The following is a 19,357-nucleotide window of genomic DNA, read 5'->3' as shown; positions in this document are numbered from 1 at the left end:
TAGTCCCTAAATCTTTCTCTCCCCCTTGCTATTTCCGTTATCATTGATGGGTATCCATTGATGAACGAAAAGATTGTGACTGTTGACCCTCTTCAAATACTCCATAGCCTGAAAGACAAAGCCAAATCCGGTTTTGTAAGATATCCCGTATTCGTATCTGGCGATGATGCATTTCTTCAAAATATTTTCTTTGCGGGCGATGTACATGCTGTGGTCAGTGATTCGCTGTGTGGTAGTCATATACTCCCTTGGAACAAGGTCCGCCAATTGCTGGGGAAAGGGATAGGGGCAGTAGCTCTCGATCTGAGAGCGGTTGTTGACGTCGACAAACTCTGTGTTGTCGCAGGTAGTGTTAGAGGCGGAGAGCTATTGTTTTTGATTGTGGACGAAAACAGATTTCCAGAAAGTCATTTTTATCAACGTTTCCTCCGTTTGGGGGATAACTCTGCAGCAGCATTTCTGCGTCAAGAAGGTCACTCTTCCTTGCCAACAGTCGACGTTGCCAACGTTGAAAGTCAAATAAGGTTGCAGACAACAGGAGCAACCAAATCCCAGCAAACTGCGATTGCAGCTATAAAGAAAGTATTGAGTGGCCACCGGCGTCGGCCCGCTCTATTAGTCGCGGACCGAGGGCGGGGTAAATCATCCGCAATGGGTATGGCTGCTGCAGAGGTGATGCTCCAATCCCAAAAACAAATAATCGTTACTTCTCCTTATTTTTCTAATGTCGAAACCCTTTTTTCTCATGCAGCAGACCGCGGAGATTTGATTAAAAAAGTGCGCTTTTCATTATTGGCAGATAACGGCAGTGAACTCTCCTTTGTCGCGCCTGATGCGTTGCTTCGGGATAAACCTCATTGTGACCTTCTGCTTGTTGATGAAGCTGCGGCTATTCCACTTCCGATGTTATCTAAAATGCTCAAGGCCTATAGCCGTATCGCGTTTTCTTCCACTGAGCATGGTTATGAGGGAACAGGCCGTGCATTCAGTCATCGATTTAGAGGGTTACTTAATACTGAGGCTAAAGGCTGGCAGGAAGTGATCTTAACTGAGGCGGTTCGTTGGGCTGAAAATGATCCCTTGGAGTCTTGGCTGTTCAAGGCGTTTTTGTTTGATGCGGAACCTTTGGTTCCTGAAAATAACGAAAGGACTATCAAAGTTAAGCCAATTAACGCCAGAAGACTTGCGAACCATGAAGACGGGCTAAGACAACTTTTTTCACTGCTGGTGACAGCACACTACCAGACTTCACCCAATGATTTAGTCCAGTTGTTGGATGGACAAGACCAGATTTTGCTGGGCGCGTACTGTGATGGTGTATTAGTCGGGGCGTTGTTGGCGGCGAAAGAGGGCGGTTTTGATGATGACCTCGCTAAATCAGTTGCTAGTGGAAAGCGGCGACTCAAAGGCCACCTGCTTGCGCAAAGTCTCGCTGCGCATAGTGGCAATGTGGCGGTTCTGGAAAAACCTCTTCTTAGAATTGTACGTATCGCTGTGTTACCGGAATTTAGGAAAAAAGGTATTGGCAAGCAGCTGGTTAGCGCATTTGAGAAAGCGGCTGGGGAGGAGAGTATTAATATTGTGGGAACCAGTTTTGGCGCCAACAAAGAGCTTTGGCAATTTTGGTCCTCTTTGGGTTATCAGCCTTTGCGGTTGGGGGTTCGGCGCGACGCTGCAAGTGGCACTTATTCGCTTCAACTTGGCAAACACATTCAAGGTAAACCTGATTGGTTTGATGGAATTCAACACCTGTTCTATCTCAACTTTAAGCACCAGATGTGCGAGCAGTTTTCAGATATGGACACTGAACTGGTTGCAGCATTGCTGGCAGGCTCGGATGCAGTGAGTCCGCCTTCAGTTTTTGCTCTTCACCAGGTTGACCTTTTTGCACAAGGTAGTCTGGGATACGATTTGGTGACAGGCAGTTTATGGCATTGGTTCATTCATAGGCTTGCTACAAGGATGACACAAAATATGTCCAACGATATAGGCTCGCTAATGATTTCGCGTCTTCTCTTGCGACATTCATGGGCAGAAGTCTCTGAGAGATATGGATTTCACGGACGCAAAGATACGGAAGCTGCCATGCGTGACTGGATTCGGCAGCAGTTGGAAAAATAAGGACATACAATGAAACTTGTCGTAGATACTTACACACACACTGTCGCCAGCGGTCATGCCTACAGCACAATTTTGGAAAACGCGGCACAGGCCAAATCTGTTGGCTTAAGTCATCTGTGTGTGACCGATCATGCCAGTACAATGCCAGGCGCTCCTCATCATTGGCATTTTGTTAATCAACGTGTGATTCCTGATTTGCTATTCTGCGTTCGGATTATTCGCGGTGTTGAGGCCAATATTATGAATTCCGATGGGGAACTGGATATGCCGACCTATGTGTATGCTGGGATGGAATGGGTCAATGCAAGTTTACATGAAGCAGTTTTTCGTGCTCTGTCCAAAGAGGAGCACACTCAAGCGATGATTGGTGCAATCGAATCCCAATTGATTGATGCTATTGCCCATCCGGGTAATCCTAATTATCCGATTGACGCGGAAGCTGTTGTCGCTTCGGCGGTCAAACATGGTGTCGCGATTGAGCTCAATAACTCGTCTTTAAACGGCTCAAGGAAAGGCAGCGAACCGTATTGCCTCGCGATAGCCGAGCTTGCAAGAGATATGGGCGCTTATGTCACCACGGGGTCTGATGCTCACTTTGCCAGTGATATTGGTAATCTATCAAGCGTGCTTACAATGATTGAAAAAGTCGGTCTTTCAGAAGAGCAAGTTATCACGTCAGGAGCAGTGCGTTTTGAGACGTTTCAACGTCGTCGATTTGCAATCAGGCAAAGGCGTGTCGAAGAATTCGCCCAGAGAACGTAAATTTACACTGTAAATGAACATGGAAGTTCGCAGTAAATTGGATAAAGATTATCTAATATTCAATACATGGAATTTGTTGAATCATAAATATACTTTTATCTCTGCTGCTGAGAGTAACGAAGTACTGTTGCGGCTATGAGTGGTTAGCTATCGCAGTAAGAGGAGAAGCCGTTACCGGGGAGGCAGTACAATGAATGACTATGAAAAGCTCTGCGATACCCTGATTGAGAGATCTGGGGGAGAAGCTGAGTGTAAACGCTTTCAAGAGAGAATTGAACTAGGAGGCGGGGGGATCCTTGCGCGTCTACATGCCACTTTACATCCGATGGCAGAGCACGACGAAGAAGATTTCGGGCACCCAGTTGTTATCCGCGATATCAGTCGTAGTGGAATGGGCTTAATAACCTCAGAAAACATTGCTCTTGAAGTAAACTATTTTCTGAAAGTCGTTGATATCCCATCATTAAAAGGCTCGTTAATCTATTGTAACGATGAGGCCGACGGAAAGTTTCGTTACGGTTTTAGTTTAGATGAATGGCTATCTGATGAAGAACATCAGATGTTGTCTCCATAGATTATAAAAGCGCTAACTTACTGATTTAAAAGCACACTGAATATGTGTGATTTTTGTCTATCATAAGCTTGAACTAAACTTTGACGAGAGCGAGGGCATAATGCCTAAGAATTCTCTATAATTCATTTATATGACATGGATATCTTAATTGAGTCGGCACTCATTAATTTAATGAGATCTGATTCTAACTTGAGTGTTGTGGTGTTTCTTTTGAAGTGTATCATCTAGGTAGAATGTATCCGTGACATTCGTTCATAGATTTAATGTATTTATTTAGGGGATTACATGCTGCAACAGCTTTTGCGGCTATCTAACGATGGTCGCAGGGTATACATGACTGTAGTACCGAAGGAAGAACAAGACGCACCCCAGATCGAAAAAAAGCATATTGTTGATTGGCTGGTACAAAATAAAGTAGCCAGTTTTTTCCGCTTTGAGAAAACCATAGAAACTGTGTTGGACAAAATCAACGCTTGTAACGATGAGTGGAAAGGGGAGCCTGACGACGTTGTTATCGCTGAACTCCGCGATGCCTCGGTCAGTGCGCGTTTTGACGATGAAAAAATGACAGCCTTCCTTCGTGTCAACGGTGCTTGCGGCGGCAATCCTATAAAAGGCAATGATCTTCTGGCGGCACTAAAAGCGTCTCAAATTATACGCGGTGTAAAGAAGCAAACACTTCAAAAACTTCTCTCTGCATCAGCCCGACTAAAACCCGGGGAATACCTCGAAGTGCCTATCGCCAGCGGTAAATGGCCGATACCTGGAGATGACTCCAAACTGGCTTACTTAGTGAAGGACAGTAAATCCCGAGTGCTTCGTCCTCAAGAGCGAGAAGATGGTACTGTCGATATGCGCGATTTGGGTAAGATGGTCACCGTCAAGGAAGGACAGCCCCTCGCAAAACGTATCCCGCCAACAAAAGGGATTGAAGGGTTTCGTGTGACAGGCGAAATCCTCCCAACCACACCAGGCAACGATATCCCTCTTCAGCTTTATCCCGGTAGTAAATTCAGCAACAACGACGAGAACGTGATTATTGCGGAAGTTACCGGTCTACCCATGCTGCATCCCGATGGCGTCGAAGTGGATAATGCGCTTTGCATAAAGGATGTTACCGTTGCTACCGGACATATCGACTTTGAGGGCAGTGTTGTCATCAACGGGGATGTCAACGCCGGAATGAAAGTGAATGCCACAGGCTCGATCACGGTTGGTGGTGTGGTGGAGTCTGCCTCGTTGACTGCGGGGGGGGACATTATTATTCACAACGGGTTACTAGGCAGGCAAGTCCAGTCTGAACAGGAAATATCTACCAGTCTGAAAGCCAATGGCTCGGTGATTGCCAAATTTGCACAATACGCCCGTATTGAAGCAAAAGGCGACATCACGATCAGTCAGCATGCGATGCATTGCCGTACCTTTACAGAAAATGATCTTGTTGTATGTGATGAATTTAAACGAAACGGTACCCTAACGGGAGGAACGCACGTCGCCCAGCGAGGCGTGAGGGTCGTGACGTTAGGCGCAGCATCGGGTGTTCATACCAACGTTCATGCATTTACTGGGCTCAGTGAACTGATGGGAGACACCATTAATCTCTCTAAAGAGCTGGATCATGAGCACGAGCAATTGATGAAGGTGAAAGATGCGGAAATGAAATTACTGCAGCAGCCAGCTAACAAGCGTCCAGATGAGCTAATCGAGCGTCTTGCATGGACGAAAACACACCACTTTGAACGAATAGCTGAAATCAAAACTAAGATGGAAAGCAGCTCATCTGAGCTAAGTACACTCTATCGGCTCTATGTGATTGAAGTATATAAAAACTGTTTCCCTGGTGTTTATTGCCAGATAGGTGATACCTCTACCAATTTGGTTAACGAGTACGGTGCATGCAAATTTGTCACCAACGGTAAAGAAGTGACCATCGAAAAATCTTCCTCTTGATGCTGCGCTAGACAGGCCGTCGTCATTTACACTGTAAAATGACATGACAAAGAAAAAGCACCTAGACCGGTGCTTTTTCTTTGTCTGATAAAACCGAAACTATCAGCTTACCTTCTGAACTTGCCCTTCTTTCAAAGCTTTCAATACGGACAGCTTTGGTCCATCAGCCACAATACTGCCCTGCTCAATCACGATGATGCGGTCTACTACATCGAGCATGCCGGTTTTATGTGTGTTGAGGATCAAGGTTTCATCGCGGCGAAGCGATGACATCTGCTGCTTGATAAACTGCTCCGAGCGGTTATCCATTGCACTCGTAGGTTCGTCCATCAAGAGAACAGGAGGTCGCCCCAACATTGCTCTGGCGATCGCAATAGACTGGCGTTGACCGCCGGATAGCTGGTTACCGCCCTCACCGACTTGACGTTCGAGGCCGGCTGGATCACGCTGAGTAAATGTAGTGACACCGGAACGATTTGCTGCGTCCAAAATATCACGGTCGTCAGCCAGTGGGCGTCCTAAGGTAATGTTATCGCGTATCGAACCGAAGAACAGAGTGGGATCTTGCGGCACGCAGCCTATATTACGTCGTATGTCGATGTTATGGATTTGACTAACGTCCGTTTCATCAATACGCACTGAGCCCTCTGTAGGGCGATACAGGCCCATTAATAGACGACCAAGGGTTGTCTTACCTGAACCAATCCGCCCAATGATGGCAACCTTTTCCCCTGGCAGTATGGTGAATGAGATATCACGGAGTGCCGCGACTTCAGAGTTTGGATAATTGAAATTCACGCGGTCAAATTCAATCTTACCGCGAATAATGGGGCGGTGAATGTAGCGTTTCCCTTCTTCCTGCTCGGATGGCATATTCATTAGCTGACTGATGATTTCCATCGCTGACTTGGCTTGATTGTAGCGGGTAGATAGCAGCGAGAGTTGTACCATCGGACCTACGGCGCGAGAACTCAACATGGTAGCCGCAATCAATCCACCCATGGTCAAGTCACCGGCTGAAATCAGATACACACCGAATACAATCATGGAAACATTCACGAACTGCTGGATAAAGCCCGCAGCGTTTTGAACTGAATCGGTAAGGCGACGGGTTTTGATGCCCCAATTTGCCATGTGCGCGACGGCTTCTTCCCAGCGGTATTGGAACTGGCTTTCTGCACCAAACAGTTTGATGGTTTCGAGACCAGCAAGACTTTCAATCAGATTGGCATTCTTTTGAGAAGACAGACGCGAACCTTCTTCAATGGTATGGCGCAAGGGTTTTTGGATGATGGCTGCGTGGATCATCAAAATTAGCACAGCAGCGATGGGGACGATAACGAGAGGACCTGCGACAATCCAGATAATAAACAGGAAGAAAAAGGCAAAAGGTAAATCAATCAATGCGGAGACAGATGCAGATGTAAAGAAGTCCCGGATGGATTCGAATTCCTGCATATGACGTGCGAAGGCACCCACGGAAGGTGGACGGGCCTCCATGCGTATACCCATAACTTTCTCAAAAATCCGCGATGAGATGAGCAAGTCAGACTTCTTTCCAGATATATCTATGAAGTAACTTCGTAGCATCTTGAGCACAAGATCGAAAATGAAGATGACGAAGACCCCAGTGGCGAGTACCCATAGGGAGTCGAACGCTAGATTCGGCACGATCTTGTCGTAGACGATGCGCGAAAAGAGTGGGGTGGCGATAGCAAAGGCATTGATAAAAATGGAGGCTATCAGCACATCACGGTAAATTGAACGCGACTCCCAGAGGGTACTCCAGAACCAGTGCCCCTGACGTTCCTTGAGAATTTCAGGAGAGCGTTCGTCGTAACGAAAGTGTTTTTTCAGTAAGAAAAGACGACCAAGGTAATCCTCTTCCAGTTCGCTGATAGGGCGAACCGCAGGCGCGGTATCCGTGAGCGGTTCAACAACTTCGGCTTCACCTGTTTCGTGGTTAATGCTCAGAAGCACACATGCCTGATTATCCTTTAGTAACAAAACGCAAGGACACAACATGGGAGACAAATCTTTGAGCGCCTGACGGCTTTCTTTAGCGTCAATACCTGCCCGCTCAGCGGCACGAGGGAACAGGAATGGAGAAAGAAATCCGTCAGAAATTGGCAGGCCGGATACCAAGGCATCCGGCGAGTTTGATTGGCCGAAGTAGCGGCTGACGTAAACCAAAGATTGTAACAGGGGGTCTTTAACCATGATTCTCTGATTTCTTCTCGAATATAAAGCCTTGGAAGCCGTTTACGAACAGTTCTGACAGCTTGTTCAGCTGAGCTTCCGTTTCAACACGCGTTGCGATTGTCGTGATGTTGAGGTTGTGGGCCGTACGACATATTGAGGCTAGCACATGGCTTTGTGATTCGTCGTCGAGATTACTGGTATAAGCAAAATCTATCTTCACGTATGAAGGCTTGAATTTGTTGAGGTAATCCAGCGACTGGAAGTTGCGGCCATAGTTGTCGACACCAAATCCAAACTTAAAGCGATGCGCTTGTTCGGTCAGCAGGCTGGCGTGATCTGGGAAGCGGACAAACACACTTTCTGGGATTTCGAAGAACAGGCGACCCGCCATATTGCGATGCTTCTGCATCATGGTGGTCAACCAGCGGATGAAGGATGCGTTGGTGACACTATTCTGGGTCAGGTTAATCGCAACCGGTCCAAGATTAGCGTCTTCACTCAGGCGATCAATCATGTGGCTCAACACGTAGCGGTCAAAAGATTCACCAAGTTCCAACTGCTCAACGGCTCCAAGGAAGTGCGCAGCACCGTAATAATCATCACCTTTTTCAATGGCAGAAAAGACTTCCTGGTGAATAACAGTTTGGTCGCTGGTTGAAGCTGACTGTAATTTAAACTTGAACCAGTCGTGCGCGATGGCATCGAGGATGAGTGCTTTCCACTGCTGTTTACCCATGGAGGCATCGTTCTCGGTCTGGTCAATCGTCGAGATTGGGTGGTTTGGCGTGTTACGAGCTTGGGTAAGGGCATTGTCCGCCTGCGCCAGAAGCACGCTTGCGTCTCTGTTATCGGTACTGTTTACGGCAAGACCAATGGCCACTTTCGGCGGGGTAATGCCCATTGGGTCGTGTTGCATGTCATTGACGATCGCCATGATACTTTCACCAATGATTTGCAGATCTTCACCTGTGTTGTTTGGCGCAAGCACCACAAACTCATCTTTAGAAATTCGTGAAGCCGTGCAGTCAGCATCTGTCAGGGTGGTGTTCAGCTTCTTGGCAAACTGGCCAACAATAGTATCACCCTGAGCAAAGCCTTGATCACGATAGGTATCAGTGATCAGGTCAACTTTGACCATCACCAGACCACCAATAGCAGATTCAGCGAGCCAGGATTTAAGCTGACCAACGAAGAAACTGCGATTGCCCAGACCAGAAACAGTATCCCGATAAGCATGTTCACGCAGGCGGTCAGCTTCTCTAGCTTGCTGTTCAAAGTAAGCTTCAAGTTGGCTGCTCATTTGGTTGATCGCACGTACCACGGTTTTCAGTTCGCGGGTCGGTGGAAGCGGGATGGGGTCACCAAATTTGTTGCGGGCAATTTCTCTTGCGCGCGCAGTGATGGTATCGAGTGGGCGCAGAGAGCGGCTGAGTTGTATCGCAATAATCAGCATCGCAATCACGAACAGAATACCAATCCAGATACCGAGTTGGATGGTGGAACGCCACATTTCCTTGTAAGCGTAACCTGGGTGCGAGACGACACTGACCTCGGCTAGCTGCAGCCAGCCGCTGGTGAATGTGCGCTCCTCTGTGATGACAGGAAAGAGGCCGAGACCAGTGTACCAGTCTGGTACGCCCTCTACATGTACTGGATATTCACGGACAATTTCACTGCCGTCGGATAGCATTTTCAGACGTACTTCCTGATAGAAACCGCCATCGAACAGTGCGTTGATCACTGATTCCACAGCGACTTTATCGTCGTCTTCAAGATAAGGCGCGAGGGCGAGGCCCATCGAGTTGATTGTGTTATTTACCTCAGCCGATTGCTGAGTCAGCAGAAAATTACGAGTGGTGTTTAGCTGAATACCTGTCACCGCCAGAATCAGCAGTAAGAATATCGCCAACATCCATGTAAACAATTGCCGGTATAAAGTCATAGACGTTCACCCACCATAGTTTTTGAGCGGTTTGTTTAGCCTTACAGATCCTATACGCTTCCGGAGATCGTTCCACAAGCCCAGTCGCGATGAATTGCCTGCAAGCTCACCTTTACCGCGTTCTTTCATGAGCCATAGCCTGCTACCGTTGAAACTGTAAACAGGCAGTAGGTCTCGTCGCTTTGAGGCCTTTTTGATCTCAGGATCAATGTTATCCAGCAGAACTGGTTCGGAGGAAGCGGTCGGGTAGTAAGCAACAACCATATGGAATTGATTGAGTTTTATGGCTTTAACGTAAACCAGACGTAGTTTTTTATCGTCAATGCCAAGCTCACGAAGCGTGAAGTATTTCGCTATGCTGAAATCTTCACAGTCCCCCGCCGCGCTTCCAAGAAACTCCAATGGCGTTGCCCAATAATCCTTCTTTCCCCACAAATCGATATCATTCACAAAATAGAGTTGGTTGAAGAAGGTGTTTACCGCTTCAAGTTTCTGGGTCTCTGAGAGATTGGCAGAGTCCGCGACGACTTTACGCCATGTCGCGACTCGCTTTCCTGCTCTTTCGCCATAAAACGACGCTACTTTGTTGATCCATTGATTGTCTGTACCATTAAGTGCGAATGTTACAATAGATGGCAGTAGGAACATGAGAAACAAGGTGGCCTTTTTACGCATCAGGCTACCTCAACTGCTATTGTTCCCGTCGGGTAAAGATAGTCCATGCTTCCTTGATTTCCCCTTTGAATCCTTTAACGCGGCCCACGACGCGGCGATTCACAAGTTGTGTGGTCTCCGTGCTGTCAGCCAGCATAAGATCGCCTTCACCCAGGCCTACAATGGTGAGACGATCGACTGGAACGCCTCTTTCTATGAGCTGTGCTTGAACTGCTTTCGCACGTTGGACAGACAGGCTTTTGTTATAGTCCTCAGCCCCTGGAGAGCTTGTATGTCCCTGAAGTTCTAAAAAGGTTTCGGGATAAAGCTTAAGGAATCCAGCCATTTTGTCCAGTGCTTCACGATAAGCGGGTTCTACAATTGCAGAGTCGTTTGCAAACTGAATTCTTAGCGAGTTATCACTTTCAAGCAAAAGGTATGTTGGGCACCCGTCATTGTCGATAATCGCAACACCCGGTGTGTTATCGCACAAATCCCGCGCATTGATGACGCCATCATTATCGTCGTCTAATAAATCGGCTCTTTGCTCAGCAAGAGGCGTCACTTCGGCGGAAAGGGAACAACCTCCAATGGCTAGGAGAGTGCAGCTGAAAAGCAGAACGTGTTTCATGGGTTAACCTTCTTTCTCTATAACCGGTTCAAGCCATTCTTCCGGCACATCAACGCGTAGTGCATCCAGCAGGGTACCCATGCTGTTGAGTACGCGGTATTTGGCCGTGATATTCGCATAGTGCGCATCGAGATATGATTGCCTTGCCTCAAAGAGTTCGTTCTCGGTGTTGAGCAAATCCAGTAAGGTTCTGCGTCCAATCTTGAATTGCTTTTCGTAGGCGATAACGGTTTCAGATGCCGCATCCACATGTTGCGCAAGGTACTTCTTTTGTTGCTCTGTCAACTGGTATGCACTCCACGCTAGGCGCGTGCTCTCAATTAAGAGTCGCGACGCATTGTCCAAGATATCTTTGGACTTATTCAATTGATATGCACTTCGACGGACGTTGGCTGAATCTGTGCCGCCGTTGTACAAGTTAAAGCGCACTCTCAACATGGCACTGAGTTCATTGACATCCTCCCGCACGCCACTTGCTTCCTCACTCCAACTCTGACTGGCTTCAAAGGTAAATGAGGGGTACATATTGCCCTTGTTCTGGCTATATTGAGCGCGTGCGGCATCAATGTCATAGTTAGCCAGCTTGATCACCGGGTTGTTTGCAAAGGCTACTTCAATTGCTTCAGCCTGCGACTGCGGCAAATAAAGCACATCGACTTCTGGATCGACTGGGTCTTTAACCTCAATACCTACGAGGCGCGTAAATTCCGTCTTTGCATCATCCAAGTTACTCCTGGCTGACAACATATTAGTGGTAGAACGTGCTACGCGAGCCTGAACTTGTGACAAGTCAGCCGTGGAACCAATGCCCGACTCTGCACGACGTTTAATATCCGACAGCATGTTTTCATGTACTTCTACGTTGGCCTCGGACAATGAAAGTAGCTGCTGTGTAAGAAGCACCGCAACGTATGCCTCTGTGACTGCGAGAGATTTGTCTTGGGCATCTGAAAGCAATTGATAACGCTGCGCTTCGGCTTCAAACTCAGTTCGGTCAATGTTATCGCCGGTTTGCCCATCCCAGATAAGTTGGGTCAAACTAATCGTAGCGTCTTTTCGGTTGAAGTCCTTATCACCACTCACCTGGGTGGTAGCATTGTCGATTAGCTCATAACCGTAACCTGCATTGAGGTTAATGTCTGGCAGGTAGTCACCCGCCGCCGCTTCGATATCTTCGCGGTTACTCATGAAATCGTTAAACGCACTTTTCAGTTCTGGATCCGTTGCTATGGTGGTGGCAACCGCTTGCTCCAACGACATAGACCATGCTGGTGTGCACAGCGAGCTGATAGCAGAAGCAATCAAAAGCTTTTTCCAGTTCAAAATACATCCCCCCATTTTAAAAGGCAGCATTTACCGCTAATTATTGTTACATCCCAGTCTTCTTTGGAGCTGGTTGGCAAGTGTCTTATTCCCGGAGTGCGGATTTTTGCGCTTGCAATATTGGTTTTAAAAGATAGTCAAGAACACTGCGTTTGCCCGTAATGATGTCAGCTGATGCTGTCATCCCCGGAATAATCGGGAGTTCTTTACCGTCACCCAAGTTATTGGACTCAGTACGTATTTTTACAAGATAGAAACTTTTACCTTCTTCGTCCTGAATGGTATCGGCGCTGATGGTTTCCAAAATGCCTGTGAGTCCTCCATATATGGTAAAATCGTAAGCGCTGAATTTCACGATGGCTTCCAGCCCTGGGCGAAGGAATGCAATGTCCTGAGGTGCGATTTTTGCCTCGATCAGCAGGTTGTCTTCACTCGGTACGATTTCAACAAGATCCATGCCCGGTTGGATAACGCCACCCACAGTATTTATGTGTAGCTTCTTGATGGTGCCATCCACCGGGCTGACGACGATTGTTCGCTCAACACGATCGGCAAGAGTGACACGGGTTTCTGTCATCGCCAGAAGTTTGTCCTCAACATCATTTAGCCTTTCCTGCTGCTCTCCACGGAACTTCAGTGCTACATCAACATGCTTGAAGACGGCCTCTTGAAGTGCTGAAGTGATCGAGGGAAGTGACAGTTCGGCAGAGGATAGTTCACGTTTGGTGTCATTGACCTGGCGTTGAAGTTTCAACAAATCGATCTGTGGAACGACACCTTCGTCAGCAAGAGGTTTGGTAATGTTGTACTCCTCACGGGCGTAGTTGTAACTTTGCCGAAGGTTTTGCACCCGCGCCTTGGTTTCGATGAGTTCTTGCTGCTTTTGACGGATTTGCTGAGAGGTCACAGAGAGCTGATTTTGTAGGTTGTTGAGCTTTTCATGGTACTCCGCACGTTGACGTGAAACGACAGAACGGTGCTCTTCAACAAATTTGGGGTCAAATTCGAGTTCTACGCGGTTGATAGAGACAGTGCCTTGCCAAGCATCAAGCTCGACTTCCGAGTTGACCACGACAGAACCTACCAGTGTTTTCAACGTGACGGCATCGCCCTGTAGGCTTGTCAACTCCTGAATACGTTCGCGAAAGTCGGATCGGAACATAGTGTCATCGATAAGCAGCAACTGTTGGCCTTTTTCTACGATGTCACCTTCACGCACCAATAATTCTTTAACTAATCCTCCTTCCAGGTTTTGTACCACCTGTAGTTGGGAAGAAGGGATGACCTTTCCTTGGCCGACGGTCACCTTGTCGAGTTCTGCAAAAGCAGCCCAAATTGCGCTGACGGAAATAAAAAGCGCAATAACCCATAGCAAAACACGCGCACTTTTGGGCGTGGAAAGCAAGAGAGCAGCGGTTTTGTCATCGATATAGTCGAGGTGCTCGCTCGCTGGCAGTTTAGAACCCTGTTTTTCTGGTTTTGTCATTACAATGCCGACTAAAAAAAATCTAAAAACACAAAAGGAGTTGCAGACCAGAAAAGCCAACACTCCCTCATAAAAGAGTAGTTTATCAATGAGATTCTCACTAATCGGTAATAGTGTAACGAGAATGAGCAAGAGGCAGTTTCTCACACACGAGAAACTATAGAGTATCGCGCAACTTAGGCGTGGCGCGGCATTAGCGGGAAGTGGCTGCTAATACTGACGCTCTGAAAATATCTTTAAAAAATTAAAAAAAATTGATTTAGGGGGCTGTCGGCTAGTGATTTTTCCTTACTTTATGAAGGCTTAAGTGTGATGTTTCATATGGAAAATAGCCGCCTCACAGAGGTGGCTGTGTTTTTAGCCTTTAAAGTTTTGTTTATCTAGATGATGCTTTTTAAGCTTTGCATAGAGCGTTTTTCTGGCGAGCCCTAATTCAATTTGCACCTCTTTGAGCATGCCGTTATGACGGTTCAGAGCGTCAAACAAAATGGCCCGTTCAACTTTCAGAATACGCTCAGCCAAGGAGTCATGTTCTTTTTCGTTCGATTCGCCATTTTCGGTTGTCAGGTTTTGCTCTCCCATGAGTACCCACCGCTCTGCAAACGCTTGGAGTTCCCGGACATTGCCCTTCCATGGGTGTTTTAGCAGCTTTTCTTTGTGTTCCAACTCTAACTTGGGTGGGGCAATACCGAAGCGTGATGCAGTGGTTCGGACAAAATTCTGGCAAAGGGTGACAATATCTTCTCTGCGATCCCGAAGTGGGGGAAATATCAATGTGGTTTCCGCCAAGTTCTGGAATAAACGTGCACTAAAATGCCCTTGAGTAACGCTATTGGTGAGATCCTGTCGGGTTGATGCGATAATACGCGGTCGTTCGGAAGACCCCGTCAACGTAGCGAGCTTTTCTTGCACGTTTAGCGATAGTGCTTCGATGCCATCAAGGAACAGTGTTCCTTTGCCCGCAGCGGCAACTTTGCTGTTCTTATAGCTTGGAAAGCTGGCGTAGGCCTGTTGCTCTGAGCCGAATAGCTCCATGGCAATCAAGGCTTCCGGAACCTGACGGCACTTCAATGCAACAAAAGGTTCGTCCTGCCGTGTACCTTGATCATGTATAAAACGCGCGGCGAGTTCTTTTCCTGTGCCACGTTCGCCTTGTAGCAACATGTCCCCATTCTGATCTTTTAAATAGAAAATAGTACGTCTAAGTTGCTTAACTGAGTCAGCATTACCCAAAATCCGCGGTCCTGGGGCGCTTTGGGTTTCGAGTTGTCGTTTCAGTTCGCGGTTTTCCATCACCAGTTGGCGCTTATCAGTACCACGTTTAATCACATCGAGAAGGGTATCTGTTGAGAAGGGCTTTTCCAGAAAATCATAGGCTCCCTGACGCATCGCAGACACCGCAGTGGAAATATCCCCATGGCCGGTCAGCATGACAATGGAAAGCTCAGGATCAACATCGAGTGCTTTGCTAAGGAAGGTCATACCATCCATCTGTGGCATGTTAATATCTGAAACGATCACCCCTTCAAAGGTGGCATTGAGATTTTCAAGCGCATCTTTGGCATTGGAAAAGGCGCGGGAATGAAAACCCTCTATGTCGAGAGTCTGGCTCAGTGAGTCGCGAATAGTGCGCTCATCATCAATGATCCATATTTCCGGTGTCATTGTGGAGAGTCTCCTTCATAAAGGCGTTGGAGGGTGATGGTAAATTCGGCGCCACCTGTTGGGTGGTCGCTGATTTGGAGGCTACCGCTAAATCCCTCTACAATCCGGCGGCAGATAGTCAGCCCTAATCCAAGCCCTTCTTTTTTAGTGGTGTAGAAAGGCGAGAAAATCTTTTTCTTGGTGTCACTATCAATGCCAGGTCCGTTATCCCAAACGTGAATAGAAACGCGATCGAGAAAGGTTTCTACTTTAATACCAATTTCCGGTGACTGTGCACTATCGACGGCTTGTGAGGCATTGTTAAGCAGGTTCAGAATCACCTGCTCAAGCTGAACGGTATCGGCATTTACCATTAACCCTTTTTCCGGTATGTGACAGGCAATTTGGATACCTTTCTTGATAAAACTCGCGGCGGAGAGTTTGAGGGATGCAGTGATTGCGTCGTCCAGCGATGTTCGGGCTTTACCTTCAAGGTTTTGTTTCCTGGCGAAGATCTTAAAGCGCGCGATGATGTCTGCGACCATACCGATAAGCTCATTGAGTTGTTTCAGGTTTCCGTTGACTGACTCATAGCGCTCCTTTTCCATAAGCTTGATGCTGTTTTCCGTATAGGTGCGCATTGCAGCAAGAGGCTGGTTGATCTCGTGATTAATACTGGCAGACAGTTCGCCGAGCATGGCGAGTTTCGCGGTTTGTATTAGTTCGTTTTCTGTCTGGCGAAGGGCTTTTTCCGTATCCTCATATTGCTGGATGCTTTGTCTCAGTTTAGTGTTGGTTTCCTCAAGGCTGGCAGTTCGAGAGTCGACTTTTTGTTCCAGTTCATCATTGAGCCTTGCAAGCTTTCGCTGGGTTTTGACGGTTTGCAGCCAGGCGGTGAGTACCAAAACCAGCAGGCCATAGAAGGTTGCGAAAATCAAGACAGATTGAGTGACCACTGGCCAGGCATCGCTGGTGGGAATAAAACCGTAGATCCGCCAACCAGCACTGCCTAGATCGGTATTGGAAACGAGCACATGTTCAGGGGCTCTATTGGGCAAGCCAAGATGCAGAGCTTCCTGCGCTGCAATATCTTCCAGTGCACTGAACTTTGTGAGATGACTTAACGAGGAGTCCCCATAGCGGCGGGAGTCACGAATCGTTTCTTTTTGTTGATCAGACAGAATGGAAAGGGACTGATATAGCCATTCGTCTCGCGAGCTGTAGAAAACCACTCCGAGTGGATCGGCAATCAAATAGTCGAATTTCTGCTGACCCCAGATGCTGTCGATGATAGACAGATCGACCTTCAATGTCAGTACGCCAGTAATCACTTCGCCATCCCACACCGGGTAGGAGAAGTAGTAGCCGCGCTTGTCAGAGACCACCCCCAGTGCGTAGTATCGTCCTTTCTTTCCCTCAATCGCCTGTTGAAAATAAGGGCGGTAATGATAATTGTGCCCAACAAAACTTTGTGGAGCATCGGCATTACTGGCTGCCAGAGTCAGGCCGCTTCTGTCCATCAAGTAGATCACATCGCTGTTTAAGCGCGTATTCCAGTTGTTCAATAATAGGTTGATTTCTTTATATAACCTTTTACTCTTCGGTACACGTAGTAAGCGTTTCAATCTTGGGTCAGCCGAGAGTACAACGGGAATTTCACTGTAACGGGCGAGTTCGGCGGAGAGCTTTTCCTGGAGCTGATATACGTCGTATTCGATTTCTGTTGCGAAGCGTTTTTCGACCGAAGAATAAGTGAAAGCACCCACCAAAACGGTCAGCAAGACGCCGAAGGCTGTGACTAGAGAAATAATAAAACGTCGGCGCATAGCGTCCCTGCTAGATTGTTAGGTGCCACCAGGACCAATGGATTGATGTGATGAGCAGTAACCCCGCCTGTTGAGTGCCGAAATTCGCTTGAGAAAAGACGCACGCCCCATCACAATGGCGTAAAAACGCATTCGGAGCACCACAATGGAATTGTATGATATTCGCAGAGAATATAACCAAGGCGGTTTGAGACGCAAAGACCTGCCTGAAAACCCGGTTCAATTCTTTGAGCACTGGCTCAAACAAGCCATTGAAGCCAAATTGCCGGACCCCACTGCAATGACTGTTGCCACCGTTGACGAAAATGGCCAGCCATTTCAACGCATTGTGTTGTTGAAGCATGTCGATAACGACGGGTTTGTTTTTTACACCAACCTCGGCAGCCGTAAAGCCAAACATTTAGCAAATAACTCACGTATTAGCCTCCATTTCCCGTGGCATCCACTAGAGCGTCAGGTACACATTACAGGCATGGCGGAAAAGCTCAGCAAGCTTGACGTGATGAAGTATTTTCTGTCCCGTCCCAAAGAGAGCCAATTGGCTGCTTGGGCAAGCCGCCAGAGTGAACGGATCACTGCACGTTCAGCGCTGGAAGGTAAATACATGGAGTTGAAGCAGCAGTTCGACAAGGGAGAAGTACCTGTGCCAACGTTCTGGGGAGGATTCCGCGTGAAGCCAGAGTCTTTCGAGTTTTGGCAAGGCGGTGAGCATCGCTTGCACGATCGGTTCGTTTTCCAGAAGGAGAATGACGGTCAGTGGGACATCGAACGGTTAGCACCTTAAAAACGTGTTGCTGCCAAAAAGGAAAGCAGCGGATTGTCGCTGCTTTTTTTGCGTCAAAGTCACTGTGACAATACAAAGGTGAGTTGCTGCTTCAGCAGCGAATCCGGGATTTTACAACCCACCCCCATTTCCAGCGCTTTATCGACCAGTTCAGTTTTATTTGATGCACCGAGCTTCACGCGCAGGTTGGCGAAGTGATTTTCTATGGTTTTGACCGACACCCCAAGAGACTGTGCAATAAACTGGGGTTTTTTGCCGAACTGGTGAAAAAAGAGGACTTCGGACTCGCGGGTGGAGAGTTGCATGGCGCTTTTTGTTCCCTCTGTGGTCAGCGATTCAACTGGTTCAATGCCTGCCGCTTTACAAATCCATTGACCTACCCCCAGCATGGGATTGTCGTTCAATGGCTGACCATGAAAGATAGTACCCAAAATCTCTCCTTTACTCCCATACCAAGGTACTTTCGTAAACACGTGTGCTTGCCAGTGCCCATCAGGGTAGGGGTGGATGTTGAGTACACGTATGTATTTCCCACTCTTTATGACATGTAGATCCTGTTCACGAAACTGTTCGGCGTGCTCAGCAATGGCCTCAGGAAGTTGACCGTCACTTTTCCCTTTCAATTCATCAGGTGTGCGCGCGCCAACAAGTCGGGCGTAAGCGTTATTGACATGAACGAATCTAGATTGGGTATCTTTGCAGCCCCAACAACCTGGAAGTTGCTCAAATAGGGAGATCAGCATGGAAGGAGGCAAGGACATGTCATTCATGATTTGTGTCGAGTGCATTTAAACTACATCGTATTGTAAGTAATTGTATATGATATTTAAATAGTATTAATCATATGGCTATTTCTTTGTGGCAGACTGAAATTCCCGACGGTTCGGATAAAAAAACCGGCTCGTAGGAGCCGGTAAAGACAAGATCTCACTCGTTCGAGTTTCTTCCTGTACGACGTGTAGAAGAGACCACCTGACCCTGTGTTCGAGGGTAATCACGCAGGATCTGATGGGGCACCGAGGTAAATTTCAGTGTCAAAATAGGCGCATACTGCAATATGCGCCTATTTAAGTGGCACTATACGCAGGGGCTAGAAATTTGGGCATGGGGGGAATGCACTAATTAAGTGATTAACTGACAAGATTGTTTGTTATTAGCGATGTTGGTCGCGTTTTTTCGAGCGGACTGGGGATTTATTGGTCAAAGACAATCGAGATTTCGAATATACAAAAAAGCCCGCAATAGCGTAACACCTATCACTTAAGATGCTTAGAGCGAACAGGGTAGCGAGTTTTATTAATACGAACGGTCCTCGCTTTGGGCCGTTTTCTTTTTTTGGGGAGTATGTAGCGTTTCACTCTCTCCCGCATGGCTCTTAGCTTTCTCGGGATTGAGCCGGGGGCTGCTATCGCACACCACATCAGCTCATCCTGAATATCTCTCAATGCCATCATAAAA

General features: G+C 47.5%; 14 protein-coding genes and 1 pseudogene. 5 read left to right on the top strand and 10 right to left on the bottom strand.

The genetic code is table 11. The features are described from left to right. Window positions 1-60: 60 nt before the first annotated feature. The 4 genes from GMA8713_RS21020 (at window position 61) to GMA8713_RS21005 (ending at window position 5,407) form a co-directional block, all read left to right on the top strand. Complete coding sequence (locus GMA8713_RS21020) at window positions 61-2,121, top strand: GNAT family N-acetyltransferase (RefSeq protein WP_062713960.1); 2,061 nt, start codon at window positions 61-63, stop codon at window positions 2,119-2,121. A 9-nt stretch (window positions 2,122-2,130) separates the two neighbouring features. After that, window positions 2,131-2,883, top strand: coding sequence for a phosphatase (locus GMA8713_RS21015; RefSeq protein ID WP_062713958.1), 753 nt, complete (start codon window positions 2,131-2,133; stop codon window positions 2,881-2,883). A gap of 190 nt (window positions 2,884-3,073) precedes the next feature. Then, the gene (locus tag GMA8713_RS21010; RefSeq protein ID WP_062713956.1) at window positions 3,074-3,457 is read left to right on the top strand and encodes a PilZ domain-containing protein; all 384 of its coding nucleotides are present in this window, start codon (window positions 3,074-3,076) and stop codon (window positions 3,455-3,457) included. Between the two features lie 285 nt (window positions 3,458-3,742). Then, complete coding sequence (locus tag GMA8713_RS21005; protein ID WP_062713954.1) at window positions 3,743-5,407, top strand: flagellar assembly protein A; 1,665 nt, start codon at window positions 3,743-3,745, stop codon at window positions 5,405-5,407. Between the two features lie 102 nt (window positions 5,408-5,509). Here GMA8713_RS21005 and GMA8713_RS21000 read toward each other — a convergent pair whose 3' ends face one another. From GMA8713_RS21000 to GMA8713_RS20965, 8 genes are all read right to left on the bottom strand, one after another. Then, on the bottom strand, window positions 5,510-7,627 hold the full coding sequence (locus GMA8713_RS21000; protein WP_062713952.1) for a type I secretion system permease/ATPase: 2,118 nt from the start codon (window positions 7,625-7,627) through the stop codon (window positions 5,510-5,512). Next, window positions 7,620-9,551: a bifunctional diguanylate cyclase/phosphodiesterase gene (locus GMA8713_RS20995; RefSeq protein ID WP_062713950.1), complete on the bottom strand. Its 1,932-nt coding sequence runs from the start codon at window positions 9,549-9,551 to the stop codon at window positions 7,620-7,622. The genes GMA8713_RS21000 and GMA8713_RS20995 overlap by 8 nt, the downstream gene beginning before the upstream one ends. Window positions 9,552-9,557: 6 nt before the next feature. Continuing rightward, window positions 9,558-10,226, bottom strand: coding sequence for a transglutaminase-like cysteine peptidase (locus GMA8713_RS20990; protein WP_062713948.1), 669 nt, complete (start codon window positions 10,224-10,226; stop codon window positions 9,558-9,560). Between the two features lie 16 nt (window positions 10,227-10,242). Continuing rightward, a complete protein-coding gene (locus GMA8713_RS20985; protein WP_062713946.1) occupies window positions 10,243-10,836 on the bottom strand; it encodes an OmpA family protein in 594 nt (197 codons plus the stop codon). 3 nt (window positions 10,837-10,839) lie between these two features. Beyond that, window positions 10,840-12,159, bottom strand: coding sequence for a TolC family outer membrane protein (locus GMA8713_RS20980; RefSeq protein ID WP_062713976.1), 1,320 nt, complete (start codon window positions 12,157-12,159; stop codon window positions 10,840-10,842). 85 nt (window positions 12,160-12,244) lie between these two features. Continuing rightward, window positions 12,245-13,645, bottom strand: coding sequence for an HlyD family type I secretion periplasmic adaptor subunit (locus GMA8713_RS20975; RefSeq protein ID WP_062713944.1), 1,401 nt, complete (start codon window positions 13,643-13,645; stop codon window positions 12,245-12,247). Between the two features lie 357 nt (window positions 13,646-14,002). After that, complete coding sequence (locus tag GMA8713_RS20970) at window positions 14,003-15,310, bottom strand: sigma-54-dependent transcriptional regulator (RefSeq protein ID WP_062713942.1); 1,308 nt, start codon at window positions 15,308-15,310, stop codon at window positions 14,003-14,005. Further along, the gene (locus GMA8713_RS20965) at window positions 15,307-17,115 is read right to left on the bottom strand and encodes a sensor histidine kinase (protein WP_062713940.1); all 1,809 of its coding nucleotides are present in this window, start codon (window positions 17,113-17,115) and stop codon (window positions 15,307-15,309) included. The genes GMA8713_RS20970 and GMA8713_RS20965 overlap by 4 nt, the downstream gene beginning before the upstream one ends. A 145-nt stretch (window positions 17,116-17,260) precedes the next feature. On the opposite strand from GMA8713_RS20965, the gene pdxH reads away from it, so the two are divergent. After that, on the top strand, window positions 17,261-17,899 hold the full coding sequence (pdxH, locus tag GMA8713_RS20960) for a pyridoxamine 5'-phosphate oxidase (RefSeq protein ID WP_062713938.1): 639 nt from the start codon (window positions 17,261-17,263) through the stop codon (window positions 17,897-17,899). Window positions 17,900-17,958: 59 nt separating this feature from the next. Here the strand turns inward: pdxH and GMA8713_RS20955 are convergent, their stop codons facing one another. Continuing rightward, entirely contained in the window at window positions 17,959-18,687 is a 729-nt protein-coding gene (locus tag GMA8713_RS20955) for a helix-turn-helix transcriptional regulator (RefSeq protein WP_232314512.1), read from the bottom strand. 468 nt (window positions 18,688-19,155) lie between these two features. Continuing rightward, window positions 19,156-19,357: pseudogene (locus GMA8713_RS28215) on the bottom strand (IS4 family transposase); the annotation flags it as partial.

The sequence above is a fragment of the Grimontia marina genome (assembly GCF_900060185.1).
Classification (GTDB): Bacteria; Pseudomonadota; Gammaproteobacteria; order Enterobacterales; family Vibrionaceae; genus Enterovibrio; species Enterovibrio marinus.
This window is presented reverse-complemented; position numbering and strand designations above follow the sequence as displayed.

Excerpts from the sequence above, each read along its gene's own strand:
- GMA8713_RS21020 (WP_062713960.1), top strand. The coding sequence starts at position 61 with ATGAACGAAAAGATTGTGACTGTTGACCCTCTTCAAATACTCCATAGC.
- GMA8713_RS21015 (WP_062713958.1), top strand. The coding sequence starts at position 2,131 with ATGAAACTTGTCGTAGATACTTACACACACACTGTCGCCAGCGGTCAT.
- GMA8713_RS21010 (WP_062713956.1), top strand. The coding sequence starts at position 3,074 with ATGAATGACTATGAAAAGCTCTGCGATACCCTGATTGAGAGATCTGGG.
- GMA8713_RS21005 (WP_062713954.1), top strand. The coding sequence starts at position 3,743 with ATGCTGCAACAGCTTTTGCGGCTATCTAACGATGGTCGCAGGGTATAC.
- GMA8713_RS21000 (WP_062713952.1), bottom strand. The coding sequence starts at position 7,627 with ATGGTTAAAGACCCCCTGTTACAATCTTTGGTTTACGTCAGCCGCTAC.
- GMA8713_RS20995 (WP_062713950.1), bottom strand. The coding sequence starts at position 9,551 with ATGACTTTATACCGGCAATTGTTTACATGGATGTTGGCGATATTCTTA.
- GMA8713_RS20990 (WP_062713948.1), bottom strand. The coding sequence starts at position 10,226 with ATGCGTAAAAAGGCCACCTTGTTTCTCATGTTCCTACTGCCATCTATT.
- GMA8713_RS20985 (WP_062713946.1), bottom strand. The coding sequence starts at position 10,836 with ATGAAACACGTTCTGCTTTTCAGCTGCACTCTCCTAGCCATTGGAGGT.
- GMA8713_RS20975 (WP_062713944.1), bottom strand. The coding sequence starts at position 13,645 with ATGACAAAACCAGAAAAACAGGGTTCTAAACTGCCAGCGAGCGAGCAC.
- GMA8713_RS20970 (WP_062713942.1), bottom strand. The coding sequence starts at position 15,310 with ATGACACCGGAAATATGGATCATTGATGATGAGCGCACTATTCGCGAC.
- GMA8713_RS20965 (WP_062713940.1), bottom strand. The coding sequence starts at position 17,115 with ATGCGCCGACGTTTTATTATTTCTCTAGTCACAGCCTTCGGCGTCTTG.
- pdxH (WP_062713938.1), top strand. The coding sequence starts at position 17,261 with ATGGAATTGTATGATATTCGCAGAGAATATAACCAAGGCGGTTTGAGA.
- GMA8713_RS20955 (WP_232314512.1), bottom strand. The coding sequence starts at position 18,687 with ATGCACTCGACACAAATCATGAATGACATGTCCTTGCCTCCTTCCATG.